17 protein-coding genes are annotated in these 22,613 nt (G+C 42.9%); 12 read left to right on the top strand and 5 right to left on the bottom strand.

From position 1 onward, the window contains the following. The first annotated feature begins 40 nt into the window (after window positions 1-40). From H6G97_RS16320 to H6G97_RS16300, 5 genes are all read left to right on the top strand, one after another. Window positions 41-1,255, top strand: coding sequence for a glycosyltransferase family A protein (locus H6G97_RS16320; protein WP_190941792.1), 1,215 nt, complete (start codon window positions 41-43; stop codon window positions 1,253-1,255). Between the two features lie 83 nt (window positions 1,256-1,338). After that, window positions 1,339-2,553 (top strand): glycosyltransferase family 2 protein, encoded by a 1,215-nt coding sequence (locus H6G97_RS16315; protein WP_190941791.1) that lies wholly within the window; start codon window positions 1,339-1,341, stop codon window positions 2,551-2,553. A gap of 79 nt (window positions 2,554-2,632) precedes the next feature. After that, complete coding sequence (locus H6G97_RS16310) at window positions 2,633-3,874, top strand: efflux RND transporter periplasmic adaptor subunit (RefSeq protein WP_190941790.1); 1,242 nt, start codon at window positions 2,633-2,635, stop codon at window positions 3,872-3,874. Between the two features lie 103 nt (window positions 3,875-3,977). Then, entirely contained in the window at window positions 3,978-5,159 is a 1,182-nt protein-coding gene (locus H6G97_RS16305; RefSeq protein WP_190941789.1) for an ABC transporter permease, read from the top strand. 393 nt (window positions 5,160-5,552) lie between these two features. Further along, on the top strand, window positions 5,553-6,194 hold the full coding sequence (locus H6G97_RS16300) for a DUF938 domain-containing protein (protein ID WP_190941788.1): 642 nt from the start codon (window positions 5,553-5,555) through the stop codon (window positions 6,192-6,194). A gap of 306 nt (window positions 6,195-6,500) precedes the next feature. Here H6G97_RS16300 and H6G97_RS16295 read toward each other — a convergent pair whose 3' ends face one another. Beyond that, window positions 6,501-8,717 carry an AAA family ATPase gene (locus H6G97_RS16295; RefSeq protein WP_190941787.1) on the bottom strand — a complete coding sequence of 739 codons (2,217 nt, stop codon included), beginning with the start codon at window positions 8,715-8,717 and terminating at the stop codon, window positions 6,501-6,503. Window positions 8,718-8,879: 162 nt separating this feature from the next. Then, complete coding sequence (xylB, locus tag H6G97_RS16290; RefSeq protein ID WP_190941786.1) at window positions 8,880-10,346, bottom strand: xylulokinase; 1,467 nt, start codon at window positions 10,344-10,346, stop codon at window positions 8,880-8,882. Between the two features lie 647 nt (window positions 10,347-10,993). Here xylB and H6G97_RS16285 point away from each other — a divergent pair. The 5 genes from H6G97_RS16285 (at window position 10,994) to minE (ending at window position 15,630) form a co-directional block, all read left to right on the top strand. After that, window positions 10,994-11,656 (top strand): hypothetical protein, encoded by a 663-nt coding sequence (locus tag H6G97_RS16285; protein WP_190941785.1) that lies wholly within the window; start codon window positions 10,994-10,996, stop codon window positions 11,654-11,656. Window positions 11,657-11,815: 159 nt separating this feature from the next. Continuing rightward, on the top strand, window positions 11,816-13,138 hold the full coding sequence (locus H6G97_RS16280) for a four-carbon acid sugar kinase family protein (protein ID WP_190941784.1): 1,323 nt from the start codon (window positions 11,816-11,818) through the stop codon (window positions 13,136-13,138). A 147-nt stretch (window positions 13,139-13,285) separates the two neighbouring features. Next, window positions 13,286-14,326, top strand: a complete 1,041-nt coding sequence (gene minC / locus H6G97_RS16275) for a septum site-determining protein MinC (protein WP_190941783.1) — start codon at window positions 13,286-13,288, stop codon at window positions 14,324-14,326. A gap of 173 nt (window positions 14,327-14,499) precedes the next feature. After that, entirely contained in the window at window positions 14,500-15,306 is an 807-nt protein-coding gene (minD, locus tag H6G97_RS16270) for a septum site-determining protein MinD (RefSeq protein ID WP_190941782.1), read from the top strand. A gap of 36 nt (window positions 15,307-15,342) precedes the next feature. Continuing rightward, window positions 15,343-15,630: a cell division topological specificity factor MinE gene (minE, locus tag H6G97_RS16265; RefSeq protein WP_109012000.1), complete on the top strand. Its 288-nt coding sequence runs from the start codon at window positions 15,343-15,345 to the stop codon at window positions 15,628-15,630. Window positions 15,631-16,089: 459 nt separating this feature from the next. Here the strand turns inward: minE and H6G97_RS16260 are convergent, their stop codons facing one another. Continuing rightward, complete coding sequence (locus H6G97_RS16260) at window positions 16,090-17,412, bottom strand: hypothetical protein (protein ID WP_190941781.1); 1,323 nt, start codon at window positions 17,410-17,412, stop codon at window positions 16,090-16,092. A gap of 947 nt (window positions 17,413-18,359) precedes the next feature. On the opposite strand from H6G97_RS16260, the gene fmt reads away from it, so the two are divergent. Beyond that, a complete protein-coding gene (fmt, locus tag H6G97_RS16255) occupies window positions 18,360-19,391 on the top strand; it encodes a methionyl-tRNA formyltransferase (RefSeq protein WP_190941780.1) in 1,032 nt (343 codons plus the stop codon). Between the two features lie 163 nt (window positions 19,392-19,554). Next, window positions 19,555-20,415, top strand: a complete 861-nt coding sequence (locus tag H6G97_RS16250; RefSeq protein ID WP_242054953.1) for a fatty acid desaturase family protein — start codon at window positions 19,555-19,557, stop codon at window positions 20,413-20,415. A 68-nt stretch (window positions 20,416-20,483) separates the two neighbouring features. Here H6G97_RS16250 and H6G97_RS16245 read toward each other — a convergent pair whose 3' ends face one another. Then, window positions 20,484-20,849 (bottom strand): DUF6464 family protein, encoded by a 366-nt coding sequence (locus tag H6G97_RS16245; protein ID WP_190941779.1) that lies wholly within the window; start codon window positions 20,847-20,849, stop codon window positions 20,484-20,486. 106 nt (window positions 20,850-20,955) lie between these two features. Then, window positions 20,956-22,464: a hydroxysqualene dehydroxylase gene (locus H6G97_RS16240; protein ID WP_190941818.1), complete on the bottom strand. Its 1,509-nt coding sequence runs from the start codon at window positions 22,462-22,464 to the stop codon at window positions 20,956-20,958. Window positions 22,465-22,613 lie beyond the last annotated feature (149 nt).

Raw genomic sequence — 22,613 nt, 5'->3', positions numbered from 1 at the left:
CTGGCCGTTATTAATAAAACAGGGAGTGAGCAGAAACGATATGAAACCTGAAACCAAAGTTACGATCGCAATCCCAACCTACAATCGCTCGGAGTTACTAAAGGTTAGCCTTGAAAGCGTGCTAGCACAGGACTATCCAGATTTCCAGGTGCTTGTATTGGATAATGCTTCTGACGATGATACAGAGGCAGTTGTACACTCATTCGCGGATTCGCGAATTGTTTATGTACGCAACGAAGTCAATATTGGCATATTTGGCAATTGGCAGCGGAGTGTTGAGCTAAACACTAGTTCCTATCTCAGCATCTTATCGGATGATGATGTACTGCTGTCCAACTTCATTCACGAGTCTGTCCTAGCATTAGACAACCATCCTCATGCTGGTCTCTCGGCTGCCCAAGCTGAATTTATCGACACTAATGGTGTTCTACTACAGGTAACAGGCACAGAATTTTCAGACAACTTGCCACAAGGGCTGATCGACGGTCTAGAGTTCATCCACCAAATTGTTGATGGACGGAAATGGATTTTGCGTACCAGTGCAGTGATGTTTCGCGCTTCTGCACTCAGGGCGGTTGGGGGATTCGACATCACGCACTCTAAGTACTTGCTAGACTTGAACCTATACTTGCGGATGGCGGTGCAATTCGATTTCTTCTTTATTGCTAAAGAACTGGCTCAAGTCCGGTTTCACGTTGAACAGGATTCCCAGGTCAGCTTTCACTCCCTTAGTGGAACAGGGGCGCTGGCTGTAATGGCAGAACGTAATGATGCGATCGCTTTTTTGTTACAGTCACCGCGTGCAGAGGATGCATCTTATCGTCAGTGGCTAACAGAGCGCCTATTGCATATTAGTATGCGTCGCAGCGAGTTTACATCTCAACTGGTACCCGCACTCAATCTTAGCTGGTCAGAACGACAACAGATTGCCATTGAGGAGATCGCAGCCACGATTCCAGCAGGAAAGTGCTTTATTTTGGTTGACGACAATCAGTGGAGTTCCGAGATTCTACCTCAATCTAATTTCCTTCCCTTCTTGGAACGCGACGGTAATTACTGGGGCGCTCCACCTGACGACCAAACTGCCATTCAGGAACTCGAACGAATGCGACAAGCAGGAGCAAGCTTCATAGTCATTGGATTTCCCGCCTTCTGGTGGCTAGATTACTACTCACAGCTACGCAATTATCTCAATTCAAATTTCCGCTGTGTTTTGCACAATAGCCGCCTGATTGTGTTCGATCTCTGGTCGTGAAAACTGGATTTAATAACTTAAAAGCTTGTCTTTAAATTTATTATGCGGGCGTTATTACCAAACAGAGGGTGAGTAGTAAGGATATGAAATATGAAACCAAAGTGACTATTGCGATTCCAACCTACAATCGCTCGGATTTATTAAAAGTTAGCCTTCAAAGCGTTTTATCACAAGACTATTCAGATTTCCAAGCTCTGGTATTAGATAATGCTTCTACCGATGATACAGAGGCAGTCGTTCGCTCGTTTGCAGATCCGCGCATCACTTACGTGCGTAATGAAACTAATATTGGATTATTTCGCAATTGGCAACGAGCTATTGAGCTTAACTCTAGTTGCTATCTCAGCTTCTTGCCGGACGATGATATGCTACTACCTAACTTTGTTAGCGAATCCGTCTTAGCCTTAGATAACCATCCAGATGCTGGTCTTTCAGTTGCCCAAATTGAAGTGATTGACAATAATGGTGCTTTCTTAGAGGACAAAAGCAGAAGATTTTCAAGTAACTTTCTAGAGGGGTTCATCGACGGATTAGATTTTATTCACCAAATTGTTGACGGGCGAAAATGGATTTTGCTCTTTTGTGCAGCTGTCATGTTTCGCGCTGATGCACTGGCAGCAGTTGGGGGATACGACACGCCCCACTCCAAGTACTTGATAGACTTGAACCTATACTTGCGGATAGCAGCGCAATTCGATCTTTTCTTTATACCTAAAACGCTGGCTCAATTCCGGTCTCACGCTGAACAGGATTCCCAGCTTAACTTCGGCTCTGGCGGAACAGGATCGCTGGCTGCGATCGCAGAACGTACTGATGCGATCGCTTATTTGTTACAGTCACCGCGTGCAGAGGATGCATCTTATCGTCAGTGGCTAGCAGAGCGCCTGTTGTATATAAATATGCGCCGTAGTGAGTTGACATCTGAACTGATACCTGAACTTAATTTGAGTTGGTCAGAGCGGCTACAAATTGCGATGCGGGAAATTACATCTGTGATTCCCGCCGGGAAACGTTTGATTTTGGTCGATGAAAATCAATGGGGTTGTCAGATGCTGCCAAAATTCGATGCTCTGCCCTTTTTAGAACATGACGGTCAGTACTGGGGAGCGCCACTAGATGACGAGATGGCCATCCGGGAACTTGAACGAATGCGCCAAGCGGGAGCAAGTTTTATGATCATTGCATGGCCAGCCTTCTGGTGGCTTGATTATTACTCTGGACTACGAAATTATCTCAGTTCAAATTTCCTCTGTGTTTTGGAAAACAGCCGCCTCGTCGTGTTTGATCTCTGCCTGTAAGATTCTCCGAAATTATGCGGTGAAAACCTTGGGCTGCGATCGCTTGTAATGAACTGCAAACTCACTGGATCGAGTTGTCATGAACTGGAAATATGAAAAAGGTAAATTTAATATCCCAAGTCGATGGCTAGCCTGGTCAGGAGTTTTGGCTCTAGCCAGCGCTGGCGGTTGGCTAACCTACTTCTTCGCTCTGAACCAACCTCCTGAACCAGTAGCAGTACGCTTGCTAACTGTGGAGCGAGGTAATGTTGAAACTACAATCAATGAGAGCGGTACTGTTGAGTTACGAGAACAGCGAATCTTGAAATCCCCAAAAGAGGGTGCAGTAGAACGAGTCATGGTCAAACCTGGTGAGAGGGTAAAACTTGGTCAAGTATTGCTGACCCTGCGCTACCCTGAGCGAAAAATTGCTCTTACCAATCAGCAGTTGCAAATTCAACAAGAGCAAATCAACCTAGCACGTAGTCGCCAGAAAATTCTTGAAGCCCAAGAACGATTAACAGCCGAAGAAAAACAACTCCAGAGGCTTGCTCCCCTGGTGCGAGAGGGAGCTATTGCCCAACAACAAGCTCAAACGCAAGAAGACGCAGTGCGCGTTGCTCGGGCTAGCCTGCGAGATACTCAAGCAGAGGCACGTACAACCGCTCTCAAAATCCAGACTTTGCAATTGGAGCGCCAACTTATTCAGCAGCAACTCCAGGATAATATTGTGACTGCACCATTGAATGGCGTAGTCTTGGGTGTGAATGTAGAGGATGGTGATGGGGTCGAGTTGCGTACCAATCTGTTAACTTTGGGTGATCCAGGAAAAATCCTAGTGAAACTCCAGCTTTCTACCCTCAATGCTGCTCAAGTCCGGGTCAATCAACTTGCCCGCATTAATGCGATTGGGCTTAATGCAAAGATGTTCTCTGGACGCGTGCAAAGCTTGTATCCTCAAGCACTCACCATTGAAGACCAAAAACAAGGCGGTAGTAGCCCAAAACAATCAGATCAACCAACAGTACCGGCAACCATTCGGCTTGATACCCCTACTCGCGCACTGCTCCCTGGTAGTAGGGTAAATGTCGAGGTTGTGTTGCAGCAACGGCAGAACGTAGTAGTTTTGAAGACGGAGGCTATAGTGCGATCGGAAGCGCGTCCCTTTGTATGGGTTCGGGATAGCCAAAATCAAGCCCAAAAACGTACCATTAATCTGGGATTGGAGGGGTTAATGGCTGTAGAAGTAACCTCTGGTTTGCATCCTGGTGAAAAGGTCATACTGCCACCCGTTGAGTCGCAACTCAAGCCAGGGCTGCCAGTTAAGGCAAGTGAAAAGTAATTAATAAATTAATATTTCGACTTTACTCCCCCTGCTTATTTTCGTGACATTCATCCCACACCCTTACACCCACCCATTTTCAAACTAGAGCAAAGCGACTATTATGGCTCTTTCAGCTTTTGACTTATTAAATATTACCTTTCACTCCTTGGGTAGGAACCCGTTGCGTTCTGCTCTGACTACTCTAGGGGTGTTTATGGGTGTGGCTGCTGTCAGCGCTACACTTCAGGTTGGTAATATTAGCCGGGCCGCGATCGCTCAACAATTAGCAAAACGAGGTGCACCTCAAGTTTCAGTTTATCCAAACTGGGATTCTGGCGGTCAAACTACCCAACTCAAGTTGGAAGACATGGAATTCTTACGACAGCGAATGGTAGGCTTGCAGGCGATCAGTTCTTTTAATTGGGCTGGTTCTACGCCAACTGTATTTCGGGACAAGGAATTTAGTCCACCCATGTCACCTGTTTCCCAAGATTTCTTGCTGACTTCAGGAAAATCATTGGTTTCAGGACGGTTTTTCACATCTGAAGATTTTGCTAACTACCGTCCGGTGATAGTAATCGATCAATTGCTGGCAGAACAACTTTTCCAAAAGCAGGAACCTGTGGGGCAGCTGATTTATGCTGGGCAAAGACCCTATATCGTCATAGGGGTGGTAGCGACTAGTCTAAATGAAAATGCACCTCCGGCGGGTCAACTGTATGTGCCGATGTCTATTTACAACGCTTTGACCGGTAGCCGCGACATTGGGAGTATCCAAATGCGCCCTTACTCCCTTGAAGATGTGGAAGAGTTAAGCCAGCAAGCAGAGGAATTGCTGCTACAAAGATTTCCAGGTTACAAATTTAAATTTTGGAATAATGTATCAGATATTTTACAGCAACAGAAAACTCAAGAGATGGCTTCCCAAGGTTTAACAGCAGTAGGAGTGATCGCGCTATTAGTTGGCGGTGTTGGGATTGCAAATATTATGATTGCCTCAGTAACAGAACGAACCGCTGAAATAGGTTTGAGACGGGCGGTGGGTGCAACCCAAAGGGAAATCATGCTGCAATTTATTCTAGAGGCGATGCTTTTAAGTCTAATAGGAGGAGCAACGGGGCTGGGAGTGGTGCATGGATTGACAATTGTGGTTACGGATACCTTTAGCTTGCCCTATGAGTTTGATAGCAGAATTGCAGTGCTAGCACTAGGATCAGCCCTAGCGGTAGGGGTGGGAGCTAGTTTGCTTCCCGCCGTGCGGGCCAGCCAGATCGACCCAGTAAAAGCCCTACGTTCAGAATGATGAAACCTATCCCACTAATATAAAAATGTGATAATCTACCTCTGGCTTGAGTTAGGACTTACGCATTGACAAGTAATATCAAATATGAATTAAGGTTAAAAACCATATCTTTCGTAAGGGCACAGCATCGTCTATTTACGTAGTTTACCGCCGTAGGCATCGCAGGATAATTAAGAAAAGCCTGAAAACTTCCTATTTTAGGTAATTCATATCACGATGGATTTGTACAGTGCATAAGTCCTAATAACTTTTGATTAGAGGTAAAAATCGAGGTAAGTAAACTCAAAGAGCAAATTATCGAGGTTGAAAACAAGTATGTAGACTTCTTAATTTGAGATGAAATAAAGATGCAATGTTTGATATTGATATTAATTTTAAAATGTAAGGATACAGATGGCACCACAAGACGCACGACAATATGCACCAGCAACTGAGCGTAACCGTGAACCAATTCTAGAAGTACTTTTACAAGTGTTGCCGGAGAATGGCACTATTTTAGAGATAGCAAGTGGAACTGGTGAACATGCAGTCTTTTTTGCATCCAGACTCAGGGATTATCTGTGGCTACCAACAGAGGTAAATCCACAATTAAGAGCCAGCATTATTGCATGGACTGAACACAATGTATGTGATAACGTTTATGCACCGCAATATCTAGATGTAAGAGAACCAGTTTGGACAGTGGAGAATGATGCATTTGATTGGCTCTCTAATGAGCCAATTGTTGCTATCGTCAACATCAATATGATTCACATTTCACCTTGGTCAGCCTGTCTGGGGTTAATGGCAGGGGCAGGTCGTATCCTCAAAGCAGGAGGTATCCTCTATTTGTATGGCCCCTTCAAACAAAGTGGAGAACATACAGTACCGAGTAATGTAGCTTTTGACGAATATTTACGCGCCGAAAACCCAGAGTGGGGTGTGCGTAACTTGGATGATGTTGTAGCAGTAGCTAAGGCACAAAATCTCACCTTGAAACAGATTTACCAAATGCCAGCTAATAATCTTTCAGTAGTGTTTCAACGTTCTACATAGTGAATAATTTTTAAAAGTTATTATCCGTAAAGGAAACTATGGATGGTAAAAACCTTTTCGGGGATGGATAAAATTTTAACCTCGCTGGAATTTAGGAAACTTTCAATATTCAGTTCAATATGTTTTTTAATTGGCATAGTTCTGTACAATCCTTTTAATTTGCTCAAATCATTTACAAATATAGTGAAGGTAATGAGCGAACATTACCTCAACTTCAGTTATCTGTTTTTGGCAAGGCGTATTAAGAATAATTGCATCATTTAAATCATCATTATAAATTACTGTGATTTGATGACCAGAGAATGTTCATCCGCTAATATATAAAAATGCTACAGTGCTTGACCAATTAACGGATTGGTCGAGTAAGTAACGAGTAAATAAATTTTTAATAATGTCTATTTCCTCACTTGTTAAATTTGCAGCCAGACGATCAGCATAACTTGGGCGATTAAGATTAGCAGTAAATAAACGTTTGATAAAATGATTAGAGATATGGATTGGTGTCAAATATTGTTCAACAACCACTTGTATGGAGCGTACATTTGAGGCAAAAGCGTCACGCAAATCGTCAGCATCCCAGTTAAGCATGGGGTCAGACGTATCTGTATAAATAGCTTCTTCCGCTAAAACTAATCGCTCATACAATTGGGCATCTAAATTTTGATTGGGCAGTAAGTGATAAAACCTTTGGGTATGACGAGGTACTGTCTCAGCTAAAATAAGCTTGACTGAGTGCGGGAGCAATTGACCTAAAAATTGGGCAGCAAGTCCCTTATCTGGTTCCGAAACTAGTACATTACGTCCGATCATAGAGTCGAACTGTACATTTGGTGCAAGAGATGCCAGCATCACAGGTATCTGTGCCACAGATGCAGTAAAAACTATTGGTCGCATTGTTTCAGGAAGTGCCGCAGCTTGTTCATTTAAAGCATTGGCATCAAAGCTATTGCGAACACAGGCATAAACTCCACCTTCAGGAACTTGCCGGATTGCTTCCCAAGTAAGTAAACCAGTGGTGGCATTTAAATCCAATACTAAGTGATGACGTTGTAATTGGGCGAAAGTGAAAATGCGATCGCGCACAGATGCTAATTGTGTACTTACCTGAGAAAGTGTGCGTTGCAACCAGCGCTCATCTGCTCGGTCAACAGTTCCATAAGTCATGACTTCCATTGGTGCAACACCAATACCTTCTACTATTGCAGCAAGTTGAGCTTCCCGGCGACGTGCCACTTGTGTTGCAATTTGGTGTTCATAACCTTGGCTTGATGGTTGATAAAATAATTGACCTTGCAAGCTCTTGGGCAAATATTGCTGTGCTACCCAATGATCTCGGTAAGCGTGAGGATAGAGATAACCAGCCCCATGTCCAAAACCTTTTTTATCCCGATTGGCATCTTTAAGATGAGTGGGAACTTCTGCAACATTTTCAATTTCTACTGCGGCTAAAGCATCAAAAAAGCCCATAAGGCTGTTGGACTTTGGTGCAGTTGCTAAATAAAGTACTGCCTGCGCCAAATGATAACGTCCTTCCGGCATTCCCACGCGATCAAAGGCTTCGGCACAGGCATTTGTAACGACAACTGCTTGTGGGTCAGCTAATCCGACATCTTCGCTGGCAAGAATTAACATCCGACGGAAAATGAAACGCGGGTCTTCACCTGCATAAACCATTTTGGCCAGCCAGTAGAGTGCTGCATCTGGGTCAGAACCTCGTAAGCTCTTGATAAAAGCACTGATTGTATCAAAATGGGCATCCCCTTCTTTATCGTATAAAACAGCACGCTGCTGAATTGATTCTTCTGCCACTGCTAGGGGAATATGAATAACACCTGTAGCATCGGGGTTTGTAGTCTCTACAGCCAGTTGCAAAGCATTCAATAATGAACGAGCATCACCATTGGCAACATTAACTAGATGAGTTAAAGCATCTATGTCAATTTGTACTGTTAACTTGCCATAACCGCGTTCAGAATCAGCTAGTGTTTGCTCAACAATTTTGTATAAATCTTTATCAGTTAATTGCTGAAGTTGAAAAATCCGCGAACGGCTGACAAGCGCTTTATTGACTTCAAAAAAAGGATTTTCTGTGGTAGCACCAATGAGAATGATTGTACCATTCTCTACCCAAGGCAATAGAGCATCCTGCTGAGATTTGTTAAAACGATGGACTTCATCGACAAAAAGAATAGTTCGTTGATTATGGAACTTGCGCTGTTGAAGGGCTATTTCAATTGCTGCTCGAATTTCTTTAACTCCTGAGAGTACAGCATTGATAGCGATGAAGTGAGCGCGGGTTGTGTTGGCAATAACACGGGCTAAAGTAGTTTTGCCAGTCCCTGGGGGCCCAGAAAAGATTAAAGAAGACAGTTGATCCAAGCTGATAGCACGCCGCAGTAGCCTTCCTTGCCCGATAATATGATCTTGACCAATAAATTCATCCAGTGTCCGTGGACGCATCCGAGCCGCTAGTGGTGCTTCTTCTTCAGTTATTTTTGCAAGATGCTGGTCAAATAAATCCATTAGTTAATAGGTATGGTGGTGTGCAAATTGCCGCTCTTCTTAATAGCCTCGGTATTGGCTCATAATAAAGGATTAGTTTATGAGAATCTTCAAAAGTTTTTGCCGACCATTGGTCGGCTAATTGCAATGCCTGACATAGAAATTTTTGTCCAAAGTCCAAGATCAACGAACAGCTTTCAAAGTATCGTAAAGTAGTTTGTAGCGCTTATACCCTGCTTCATACAGAGGATTTGCCTGCGGCTGTACTACATTACTATCCTGCGGTAAAATCTTGAGTGCAGTTTCTAAATTGGGGTAGACACCAATCCCCACCATTGCCAAAATAGCTGCTCCGTAAGCCGCTCCTTCTTCGGCTTTGGGAGCTATGAGTTTTGTTTGCAAAATATCTGCCAAAATTTGTAACCAGATGTGAGAACGTGTGCCTCCACCCGTTGCTAAGAGTTGATCGAGGGGAGCGATCGCACTAATTACCTCCAATGCTGACTGCAAGCTAAATGCAACTCCCTCCAGCACAGCACGAATTATATCTGCTGATGTATGAGCTAATGACAAATTCACGAAAGCACCGCGAGTATCTGGATCGAGGTGAGGACTGCGTTCTCCTGCGAGGTGGGGTAGAAATAGAACACCACGCGCACCAGGCTGCGATCGCTCTGCCATATCCATCAGTTCGGTGTAAGATATATGCGATGCAAATGTATCTCGATACCAACGTAGAGAACCACCTGCTGCTAGCGTCACTCCCAAGAGATGATAGCCACCATCCACATGGCAGAACAAATGTACCCGACCTTCGGGATCGGGAATTGGATGATTGCACGGTGCAAAGATCACTCCTGATGTACCAATACTCAAACTACCCCGGCTCAGGTTGCTTGATGAGATGCCCAAACCGATGGCTGCTGCGGCATTATCACCTCCACCTGTGACCACAGGTAATGCCACAGGTAATCCCACACGGGCAGCTATCTCTGATTTTAACCGTCCAGCGATCGCGGTAGATTCGATTACCGGAGGGAACAATGCTGGATTGATATCAAGAGTATGGAGAATATCTGTATCCCATTGCCGATTCGCCAGATTCAGACAGCCGACACCAGAGGCATCAGATAGTTCCGTTACTGCTTCGCCCGTTAACACATATCCCAGATAATCTTTGGGCAAAAGAATCTGCCATAACCGAGTGTATGCTTGTGGTTCTTCAGTCCGCAACCATAAAAGCTTCGGCAGTTGAAATCCTGTAATTGCCGGATTTCCAGTGCGCTGGATCAACTCCTGTCGGGGAATAGCGGCTTCAATCTCAGCAACAGCTTTACCTGTGCGCTGGTCATTCCACAAAATTGCTGGTCTAATTGCTTCGCCATCCGCATCGAGAGGAACCATACCATGCATTTGTCCAGACAAACCGAGGGCTAGCGGTTGATGTCCGTTTAGCTGTTGAGTAACATCGGAGAGAGCATCTAAACTTCCTTCGATCCAATCCGATGAGTTCTGTTCAGTCCAACCGGGTTGTGGAGTTAAAAGGGGATAGCTTCTGGTTGACTGAGCGATAATTTGCCCTTGCAGATTAACTGCGATCGCTCGTACTCCTCCTGTACCCAAGTCTAAGCCAACTACGATGTCAGTCAATCGCCCCTCCCAAGTTATACGCTCTATATATTTTCTCTCTGCAACGTCTGTGCCTTTGTGGTTTAATTTACCGAACCGCAGAGGCACAGAGAACACAGAGACAATAGGTTAGAGAGAAATTTTTTGACAGGTTGCGGCTTTCACCTCTGGTTAAGTTTTCTGTAAGAATTTGACTAATGTTTCTTTAGCTCCAAACTCATACAATCTGTGTAAATGGTTCGCAACTGCATCAGCAAAAGGCGACTGCGATAAATCGCCAAAAATCTCAGTCAGGTTGAGCAATGGTTTGGCATCGGAACCACTAGAATGAGCTAGAGGAAATTTTATTTCATCGGTGTCAATCTTTACTCCAACAGCAAGATTTAATTCAAGGGTTAACTAGTTTTCATTGGTGGATTAAAATCGGAGCTTAATCGTAAGTTATTTCCCGAACATGATATGACATCTTTTTGGAATCAAAACTACTTTTTCTCCCCCTGCTCCCTGCTCCCTGCCCTAAAAGCAATAGGATATTTTTTATTTGGAAGTCCCTAATCGTGTTGCACAGTTTGCTTTTTATCATAACTATACGTAACCATCCATTGCTTATCGACCAAACCCGATTAAAATAAATACGCAACTTGGGCTTCCATAGGAGTTATCCAGCCGTGCAGCCGGACTTAATAGGCTTGGAAATTAGTAAGGGGGAACTAAGACGTTTGACTGGGTTCGATCCAGAAGACGTTTTTCGTCCCTCGGTTTTGCGAGATAGCAAAAAGCGATTAGGGTTCTTGATCAATGAAATGCTGGTGACGCTGGCGCTAACGCCAATAATTGTTGGCTTTGTTTACGCGTTTATTATTCTGCCAACAATTGGTTCTTCAATTAGACTAGGAATTCTTTTACTAATTTTAGTGCCAATGCCGATATTAGTGGGGCGATGGCTCTGGCGACAATTAACCTGTCCCGAAGGACTGACAATACTTTTAGATGAAGTTGATAAATATCATGACCTGGTTAGCGCCATCGATATTAATGACCAATTGGCAGCATCAGGCAACGTAGAAAGCAGTTTCCATGACCGAGATCAAGTAACTGCCGCCCTCCAACTAATTAGAGAAGATTTAGTCCGCGCTTTGAAAACGGAACGAATTTTGCGAGATAATAAAAAATTGCTTGCTAATAATCAAGAGTTATTTGTCAATAATCTAGCCAGTCTGCAAGCTTTACAAGTTAGTAGTCAAGCAGGCGAATATGCTCAACTGCTGAATCAATCATTGCAAATTGCGATCGATGTGCAAGCAGAAATCAGAAAATTGCAGAAAGGCTAAGTGAATGTTTGTAAAGGCTGCTACACGAGACTTTACCCGCCTCCGCAGGTTAGAAAACCTTTGATTTTAATTAGTCCACCTCCGTGGACTAAGCTTTGTGTAGTAATGACTTCTAATTCCCCAATACTTTCCCAGAAAACAATCGCCCCGTTGACTTAAATGAGTAACAAACCAAAAATAATTGTCCTGGATGATGACCCTACAGGTTCTCAAACAGTCCACAGTTGCTTGCTGCTAATGCACTGGGATGTGGATACTCTACGCACAGGGTTACAGGATGATTCGCCGATTTTCTTTGTGCTGACTAATACTAGATCGCTAACGCCAGAGTCAGCTGCATCTGTCACCAAAGAAGTTTGCCAGAACCTAAAAATCGCTTTGAATGCTGAAGGAGTTGACTATTTTCTAATAGTCAGCCGTTCTGATTCTACATTGCGGGGGCATTATCCCATTGAAACTGATGCGATCGCCCAAGAACTTGGCCCCTTTGATGCTCATTTTCTCGTACCAGCATTTTTTGAGGGCGGACGCATCACCCGCGATAGTGTTCATTATTTGATTGTTGGCGATGTAACCACCCCAGTCCATGAAACTGAGTTTGCTCATGATTCAGTCTTCAGCTACCATCACAGTTACTTACCCAAGTACGTCGAAGAAAAGACTCAAGGTCGAATTAGTGCCGAAGCTGTAAAAAGGTTTGTCCTGGCCGATATTCGCGCTGGTAGTTTGGAACGCTTGTTAAAACTTAATGGGAATCAGTGTGCTGTCGTAGATGGTGAAACTCAAGATGATCTCAACCACTTTGCAGTAGACATATTAGCCGCGGCAAGTCAAGGGAAACGCTTTCTGTTTCGCAGTGCAGCAAGTATTTTAACGGCTTTAGCCGCTTTACCACCCCAACCTATTGCCGCCGAGAATATGGCGCAGTACGTGCGCCAAGGCAAACCAGGTGCGGTGATTGTTGGTTCCCATGTGAAAAAGACTACCCAGCAATTAGAGGCGCTATTGCAACTAGAAGGAACTGTAGGAATCGAAGTCAATGTAGCGCTATTACTTGATGATGCAAATCAATCTGGGGCATTACTAACTGAAATCCAAGAAAGTACACGGGCGGCACACGAGGCTGGCAAAACACCAGTGGTTTATACTAGCCGTCAGGAACTGAATTTTAAAGATGTCGAGACACGATTGGAGTTTGGAGAAAAAGTTTCAGGTTTATTGATGGATATTGTGCGCGGTTTACCATCTGATATCGGATTCTTAATCAGCAAGGGTGGCATTACTTCTAATGATGTTTTGAGTACTGGACTAGCTTTAACTTCAGCCCGTTTACTCGGTCAAATTTTAGCTGGTTGTTCAATGGTGTTAACGTCATCTGATCATCCTCAGTTTCCTGATTTACCTGTGGTACTGTTTCCCGGTAATGTCGGCGATGCTGACGCCTTGGTGACAGTTTATCAAAGGTTGACGGTGCCAATTTAAGCTTTTAGATTAAAAAATAATCTTTTGGTTCATGTTCATGCCAGACTAACGTCTTGTCACCCGTTTTCAACCCTTGTAGGTAATAATCCAAAATCCCAAATTTAAAATCCAAAATCTGTGTGTCCTTTGTCTTTTGGCTAGTACTGCATGACTTCTGATTCTGCAATTCCCAATCTAAAGTCAAATTCTGCACTTCCTAATGCAGAATCAAACTCTATCCTTTCTGAGGTAGAGGTAAATCCTACTGTTTCTGATGTAGAGTCAGATTCTATCCTCCCGGATGCGGAGTTAAATTCTGTCCTGCTTTATTTAAAATCGAATACTGTTCTTGGGGATGTAGAGTCAAATCCTACTAACCCAGATGTAGAGTCAAATACTGATGCTCCATTAGATTTTATCCTTACTGACTCAAATCCTGATGAGTTAGCATTACCAGGGCATCGTTTAAATGATAATACTCAAGTCCAGTTAAGAAGTAAGGAGGGACGACTTTTATTAATTTTGCCCCCGGAATCTCAAGTATCTGCCTCAGAACTTAGTTGGTCTGATATTTGGCAACAAATAAGGCAACGTCTGAATGCAGGCGATCGCTTCCGGATATCTAATACACCTGTGCATCTAATGGCACAAGACCGCTTAGTAGATGCTAGACAACTCCAAGAACTTGCCGAAGCTTTGAGTGAAGTGCAACTGCGGCTGATATCAGTCTCGACTAGTCGTCGGCAAACTGCGATCGCTGCCGTAACATCTGGGTATTCTGTAGAACAATTACAGCCCGTAACTTCCCTGAGTTCCGAGCCAGCAGCTACAGCCATACCCCAGGCAGATGCCCTCTATTTAGAAATGACAGTCCGCTCTGGAGTTGAAATTCGTCATCCTGGGACAGTAATTCTCTTGGGAGATTTAAATCCAGGTGGTATTGTAATTGCAGATGGAGATATTATTATTTGGGGTCGCCTACGTGGAATTGCTCATGCTGGTGCTGGAGGCAATCGTGAGTGTCTGATTATGGCCTTGCAAATGGAACCAACCCAACTACGAATCGCAGATGCTGTAGCTAGGGCACCAGAAAAACCGCCAATGCAGTTCTCTCCAGAGGTGGCACATATTACGCCCCAAGGAATTCGCATCTCTAGGGCTACTGATTTTTCTAGAAACCAATTTACTAAGAGCAATCAAGATCCATAAATATTTACTTAAAGAATGAAGTATATAAGTAAGGATGAAATAAAACAAATATTTATGCCTCACCCCTCATGAGGGAGAACAGATATTTCTTCATACTTGATACGATACTTCATACTTTATACTGCAATTTACTGTTTTATATTTCCTGAACCCTTATTGACCGCATTTCTATCATGACTCGCATTATTGTGATTACCTCCGGCAAAGGAGGAGTGGGTAAAACCACCGTTTCAGCAAATTTGGGCATGGCTTTAGCCAAAATAGGGCGTCAAGTTGCCTTAGTTGATGCAGATTTTGGTCTGAGAAATTTAGATTTGCTCCTAGGGCTAGAAAACCGCATCGTCTATACTGCGGTGGAAGTCTTAGCCAGAGAATGCCGCTTAGAACAAGCCTTGGTCAAAGATAAGCGCCAACCTAATCTCGTACTTTTGCCGGCAGCCCAAAATCGCTCTAAAGATGCAGTCACGCCTGAACAGATGAAGTTATTGGTGAATGCACTGGCGCAAAAATATCAGTACGTGATCATCGATAGCCCCGCCGGTATTGAGAATGGCTTTAAAAATGCGATCGGCCCAGCAAAAGAAGCACTAATTGTCAGCACACCAGAAATTTCCTCAGTTCGTGACGCTGACCGCGTAGTAGGGTTACTAGAAGCACAAGGTATCAAGCGTGTTCATTTAATAATTAACCGCATCAGACCCGCAATGGTGCAGGCAAATGATATGATGTCAGTGCAAGATGTTCAGGAACTTCTCGCCATTCCCCTGATCGGGGTAATCCCTGACGACGAGCGTGTTATTGTATCTACCAATCGCGGCGAACCCTTAGTGTTAGCGGAAAATCCCTCTTTAGCTGCCACAGCCTTTGAGAACATTGCTCGTAGATTAGAAGGGGAAAGTGTCGAATTTCTGGAGATCGACCCGTCCCAAGACAGCATCTTCGCCCGTATACGAAGGTTGTTCAGGACAAAGATTGTTTAACTTACTTTTCCAGTCTCCGCGCCAGACCTATTCGTAATGATTGAACTTCTAGAACGACTTTTTTCTCGCGGCTCTGATAGCAGTCGAACTCAAGTAAAACGTCGCCTGCAATTGGTGATTGCCCATGATCGCGCTGACATAGACCCTCAAACGTTGGAAAAAATGCGGAAAGAAATCTTAGATGTAGTCTGTCGCTATGTCGAAGTTGAGACAGAGGGCTTAGAGTTTTCTTTAGAAAGCAACCAACGAACCACAGCTTTAATTGCCAACTTACCCATCCGCCGCGTCAAAGGCGCTATACCTGAATGGGAAAGGGGTGACTAGTCTCTATAGAGTTGGTTTTAAGTATTTTTACTTATAATATAGTGAAATCGTCTTTAATTGTGGCTAAAGCATACTAATTTTAGTTGATAGTTATGGGCGAATTCTACGATACGCTTCATGACTTGAGTGATTCGAGAATTATTTTCTTGAGAGACTTATTGCAAGCGTGGGAGCAATCGCCTTTGCCTAAACTCTGACGATGTAATCGCCTCTCGAAGCCTGTTAACGTGAGAAATGAAGTCGTGTTGGTATTGAGGCATTTAACTTGTGACAACCAGAGAGCAACTAATTCGAAAAATTGAGCAGGTTTCAGATTCTCTATTTGATGTTTATCGACGCTATCCTAACCAACCGTTTGAACGAGTTTTCTACCCTTAAGTAACTTCGTCTGCGAATTCAGATAAAAAAATCCCGTTGTCGCCACTAGCAACAACGGAAGTATATAAGATTTTTAATAAACTATCGGTAGGCTACTTGTGGCCCTGCCCAAATTTCTGTAACCTTTTTACCAAAAGTAATCGGCTGATCATCACCTGTTGTAGTGATAGTCTTGCCATCATTAGTAACTTGCATTAATGGCCAGTTTTCCTCGCCCAATTCGCCTGCACGGAAGAGGACATGATCCGGTTGGCTTTTACTCCAGCCTAACAATACGGCAATTTTCTCATGCTGTTCTTCCTCACTTGCAGGAGCAACTATGTTAGCGTGATTTTTTTGCCGATCCCAAATCACTGCACTATCTGTAGAATCACCTGTATTAAATAGACCTTCAAACTTGCGTGCTAAGAAGCGATCGCCTTTTTGTGACCAGCTAACTGGAACTAATACCCCAATCTTACCGCTCGTATCAGTTTCTTCTGAAGACTCCGCCTTTACAGCCTTTACTTTTAATAAAGGATCGGTAACTGGAGTTGTTGAAGCCATCACCCACAATTTCTTAGTGTGCATATCTTGGACAAACAGAACGCTGGTGACACGGCTGTTATACATTTCGGGTTTTACTTCTAATTGCACCCGGCTATAAACAGCATATTTACCATCTGGAGAAACCACAGGTACGCTGCGATAGTGACGCACTCCAGAACCACCCTGAGAAGCAATTGCCTCTTGAGTAGCTGTAATCCATTTCCAAGGAATCGGATGAGGACTGTTTATAGGATCTATTTGTTCTGCTTGGGACTCATCACCTATTTCCGCAACAGGTATTTCCGCCGTCGTGGTTGATTGCGATTCTCTAAGAGTTGGTGCTACTTGAGTTGCTATCAATGATCCAGTAAAAGATTTTTCTCTAGAGAGAAAATTTTCTTCTGTTTTCAAAGATTTGACATTAGCAGCTTTAAGTTTTCGAATTAAATTAAGCTGACTAATAGGAACATCTGTTAATGGTGCAAGTTCTACTGCTGCCAAAGAATCAGAAACAGTTAAATTGCTGCTTGATACAGAACTATCTATTTGAGGCAAAGACTCAAATTTATTCGCTGGTAATACTTGCGGTTCCTGAACAGCAGTATTTTGTGTTGGCACAGAGTCAAATTTTTCTGTTAAAGAGTTAATTTGATCTGCTGTTAATATTTCAGCTATCTCAGGTTCCCCAACTACAGCTATTTCCTTTGATACAGGGTCAGACTCTCCAGTTGTAGAAGTAAATTTAGCTACTTCGGATCTTACTGGGTTCGAGTGACCTGATGCCCCAAGTAAGGGTGCAATCAGTATCACAACGACAACATAATTGAGAAATGGTTGCGTGCGGAAACATCCTGACAGCAAAAGGGGTTTAAGCATTTCGTAGACTCTCTAGAGGGGGCGGTTGCTATGTGAGGAGCAATACCTATGCAGCAATAGGGCAGGCGGTAATTATATGTATAACAAGAAACTAAAAACTTTGACTAGATATTTTGTACAAAGTTTGCAGAGTTTTACAAAAATTAAGTATCATTGTCTACACCTTTTATTACTCAGGTACTGAATATTTTTTGGCAAAAATATGAGAGTATAGTAAATATGCTGAGAACTCAGTAATTACTACAGGATATATAGTGTTGCTATTCCTATACCCAACCACACCAAAAAAAATTCTTGGTCAAGGTTTATTCAAGGTATAGCTTGGGTAATGACGCTGGCAAGCAATGGTGAAATAACTCGGTTATCGGGGATCGTACTAGCGATCGCTAGTATGCTGTAAATAATCCAGGTTACACACTAAATATAACAGCGCAAAACCTCATTATCGTAAACGTGAGGCGTTAATTAAAAACCTGGGAAAGCGGACGCATAATACATCATACTCAGAATATATTGCTATCAGCAACCCAAAGTTATAAATTGCTATCTAGACTAGAAAAATAGCTAGAAGATGCAATAGCTTTTCAGGAACACAATAAAACTTACTCGGTAGATGCTCTAGCGACTCGTAACGAAAAACCACTAGGTGATTAGGTTCACTAGAGGCAGATGCAGATGCTCGTAGCTGTTACACTTGTCAAGTTAACTATTAAGTTAATTAAGCAGGCTTTAGGTTTCATCAATACGAAAACATTGTACCACCAAAAGCCAATATTATTTATAGCAAATCAACTATGTTTTGCAACTGCCGTCCAGAATATAGGAACCTGCTAAATGCTGGTTTGATGAATTATATTTAGACATGCTGCTGAAATATTGTCAGTTATTAAGAGCGCACTTACGATTAACTAATGACTAATGACTAACGACTTACAAGTAATTTATTAATGAAAATTGTATTTTTTGGTACACCCCAGTTTGCTGTACCCACTTTGGAAAAGTTATTAAATCATGCAGAATTTGAGGTGTTGGCAGTTGTCACTCAACCAGATAAACGCCGGGAACGGGGAAATAAACTGACTCCAACACCTGTAAAAGCGATCGCTACTGCTCATAATTTACCTGTATGGCAACCGGAGCGGGTAAAAAAAGACACTGAAACGTTAACCCAACTCAAACAATTAAATGCAGATGTGTTTGTTGTTGTCGCTTATGGACAGATTTTATCGTCAAAAATCTTGAATATGCCAAAATTAGCCTGCATTAATGTGCATGGCTCAATTTTACCGAAATATCGGGGTGCAGCGCCGATTCAGTGGTGCTTGTATAACGGTGAGAAGGAAACGGGGATCACGACCATGTTAATGGATGTGGGGATGGATACTGGCGCAATGCTACAAATTGCTACTACACCCATTGGATTACTGGATAATGCCCAAGATTTAGCCGAAAGACTAGCTGCGATTGGTGGGGATTTGTTGGTAGAAACTCTACTGAAGTTGGAACGCCAGGAAATTCAACCAATTCCCCAAGATAATTTGGAAGCTACTTATGCACCTCTGATTCAAAAACAAGATTATGGTTTGGATTGGTCAAAAAGCGCGATCCAATTACACAATCAAATTAGAGGCTTTTACCCTAACTGCACGGCTACCTTTCGTGACAACCTGTTTAAAATCACCGCTTCTGCTCCCCTTGGTTGTATAAGCGATGTCTGGCGACAAGCCGCTCCGCGTCTACGCGATCTACCACCAGAATTACAAGAGCTAGCCCATAAGTTGTCTGATTTGTCAAATACATCAGACAAACCGGGGGTTGTAGTCAGCATTGTTAAAGGAATTGGTGCGATCGTCCAAACTGGGGAAGGTTTATTGCTGTTGCGAGAGGTTCAGCTAGCTGGTAAACGTCCCCAGTCGGGATGGGATTTTGTTAATGGTAGCCGCTTAACAGTGGGAGAAGTTTTTGGTGCGGGAAGTTGACGCAAAGTTAGTCAATTGAAATCAGTAACAATTTTGAATGGTATCCTTATTCTTTACGGCAGTTTACTAGAGTTCAACACAATCTAGCAGTATATAATAGTATGCTCTGTATGCTCTTTCTTAACCGCCCTTGTCTTAGCCTTCAGCAGTTTAGTAGTTTGATTTGTTAAATAACGCACAGATGTATCAAAGTAAACCAATTGACTTTATTGAACGAAACGATATTAAAGCTTTCCTAGCTTTGCTGAGAGACTGGATGGCAATTTTTATGATTGCTGCTTTTAGCATTTGGATAAATAATATATTTGTCTATTTAATTTCAGTATGGGCGATCGGCCTTTTTCAATTTGCTATCGGAGAAGGATTAGTACATGAAGCAACACACAACAATTTATTTCAGAGAAAAATTTGGAATGAAAAGTTAGAGTTCCTCTATGCTTTTCCTGTTTTTAGAACAGTAGCTACTTATCGTAAGCACCACCTTCCTCATCATAATTATTTTGGGAGCGATAAAGATTACATACCTAAATATTATGAAATGTTGGGATTATACAAACCAAACAAAAATTTGTTATTTGTCTTATTTATTAAACCTATAATGGGATTTGGTGTCTATCTCTTCTTTGAAGACTCCTACCTTCACATGAAAGAGTTAGACTGGCGTCCGTTCAAAAGCAGCTTTAAGATAGTTCTGTTTTGGTTCGTTGTCGTTCTCAGCTTCTTTTTATCAGGACATATCCAAATCTTACTGTTATACTGGTTTGTTCCCCTACTATGGTGTTATTCTTGTTATTCATGTTGGTCTGAGGTACATGAACACTTTAATACTGTATCCGGTACAAGATCAAACCTTAACTCGATAATTAATCTTTTAACTCATAATACTGGGTATCACTATCTTCACCATCTTTACCCAACTATTCCTTGGTACAAACTCCCAGAGTCACATCAGGTTTTGTGTCCAGAGAGTTCAGACATTTCATACGGTTTATTTGATATCTATAGACAGTTATCACGCAGTTAAGTAGATGCCTAAGTTAGGAGGTCATCCTCCTGACTTGGCTACAAAATCATGTTTGAACTTTTTGACTCCTAACTTGTAACTTCTAACTTTTCATAAAAGCGGCAAGATTCGCAAGGCCCATCTGGGTTAACTGCACAGCGAATGAGTTCTGAATGAGCATTGTAACAGCAGGTAGCATCGCCAATTACCCAACGTCCCGCTACCAAACTTTTCTCAGATGGTCGTTTAGCAGATTGTACATAAATGGCAATATTATGCAAGCGGTAGCGCCCACCTTTAAGTTGATATCGATGGCGGCGTTCTAAAACCGCGTAGGTTTTACCTTCAAAATCGAGATAGTTTCCGGGTTGGGGTGTCCAATCAAGTTGCACTTTACCGAGGGACTCACGCGGATGCGTCAGAATCACCTCGGTTTGTAAAGAGTCTGGCTCCATAAGCTTATGTGATTTGATTTACATTATAAAGATGGTATCGCGATCGCTTTCTTTAGCTTACCGAATTTAGATTACAATTATTGATTAACTCTTCGCGTCCTACGGATTAGGGCAACCAAAAATTAGGTAGGGTAGATTTGCCCAAGTCACGCAAAGTTTGGTTGAGCGATCGCGCCACTTGGATATGCACTTCATCCTCTTCTACAGCTAAAATCTCAGATGGCTGACCTTCTCCCAAATAAGACACCACCAAATTCGCCGCCTCTAAACCAGTAACATAAGCCTTTTCCTGCGACCAAGAACCATGACGGTTCACAATCCAATCCCCACTCATAAACACATTCTCAAAACTTGTCTTGGCGGGCAACATATAACGATAACTGCCGGGTGCAAAGTGAGTCACCGCTTGAGGTAGCCGAATTACACTGCTATCAATAATCTTTGCCTCTCGAAACGCTGGTACACAAGTTGCTAAATAACCCTGAACTATTGATAAAATCTCCTCATCGCTCAAACTGAGGAACTGATTGGCGTGATAAAAATCAACTTCAATCACTGTTCCCGGCTCATCTCGATATTCATCATGTAGAGCATTTAAATCAAAAAACGTCCAACCTGTACTAGTGTCGAATCCAAAACAAGCATTGGAAGGACGAGGAATATCAATTTTGCGGTCAAACCATAGTCGCGTTGCTAAAACATCAATTGCTCCTAAATTACTCAAATTACGGAATTCTTCACGGCTTTGTAAACTAGAGCTAGTTGAGACAATTTTTTTCATCCCTGTGATTCCAACCGCAAAAATCACGGCATCTGCATTAAAAACCTCATCACCGCAAACCACACCCTTGACTTGATTACTATCAACAATTAAGTCTGTAACCCGACGCTTTGGCAACACTCGTGCACCAGCTTTTTCAATACGTTCCACCCAAGGACGAAATATCTTTTCTCCAACAGTTCCCCGACACCAAACCACATCAAAATCGGGTTGATGAGCCAGAATAAAAAAGTAAAGCATCCCTAAAGTTGCGGCGGCTGAACATTGTTCACCAGGGGCAAACAAGCCCACTAATAACATCGGTTCAAAAGCATCCCGGTAAAGCCGTGCAGAAACGTTAAAATCTTTGAACAATTCACGGGCAGTTACAAAGTCATAGCGCCGCCAAGCTGCATCAGAGTTGTCAAAATCAACAACCGCATAAAGTAAAGGCAGGGCGCTGAGTCGGTCAATTAGTGGCAGCCGCTTAAACTGAGTGTAGAGAAAAGTTCCCAGTGGCGAGGGAAGTCGTGGTAAATCTTGAAAAATTGGTGATTCAACTTCCAAACCTGCTGGCGAATATTGCGAAGAACGAGTCCAAGTAGTAAAAGGATTAATTTCTAATTCATTGATGAGGGAAAAAATATTTTTGTAAGGATACCAGAAGCCATGAATACCAGCTTCAACAGATTTTCCGGCTGCTGTTTGCCAACCTGCCACCAACCCACCGGGATAGGGGCCTGCTTCGAGAAGTGTCACATCATAACCTTGTTTTGCCAAATGGTAGGTTGCTCCTAAACCAGCCCAACCAGCACCTACAACTACCACCCGTTTTTGTTGTGATCTTTCTAGCATCTCACCCTCCGATTGTTGCAGTCCCTCAACTAATGTATACGAACTTGTGTTCTCATCAGGCAATGGGTTGTGATTATAACGGTTTTCACTTGGATGCAACAGGCGTGCTAGCACATTCCATCGAATTTAAAATAGTTATAGACTTTAAA

Origin of the sequence: Nostoc flagelliforme FACHB-838, assembly GCF_014698065.1 — a bacterium.
Classification (GTDB): Bacteria; Cyanobacteriota; Cyanobacteriia; order Cyanobacteriales; family Nostocaceae; genus Nostoc; species Nostoc flagelliforme_B.
Note: the sequence above shows the minus strand (reverse complement) of the source record. Positions and strands in the feature narration are given on the sequence as shown.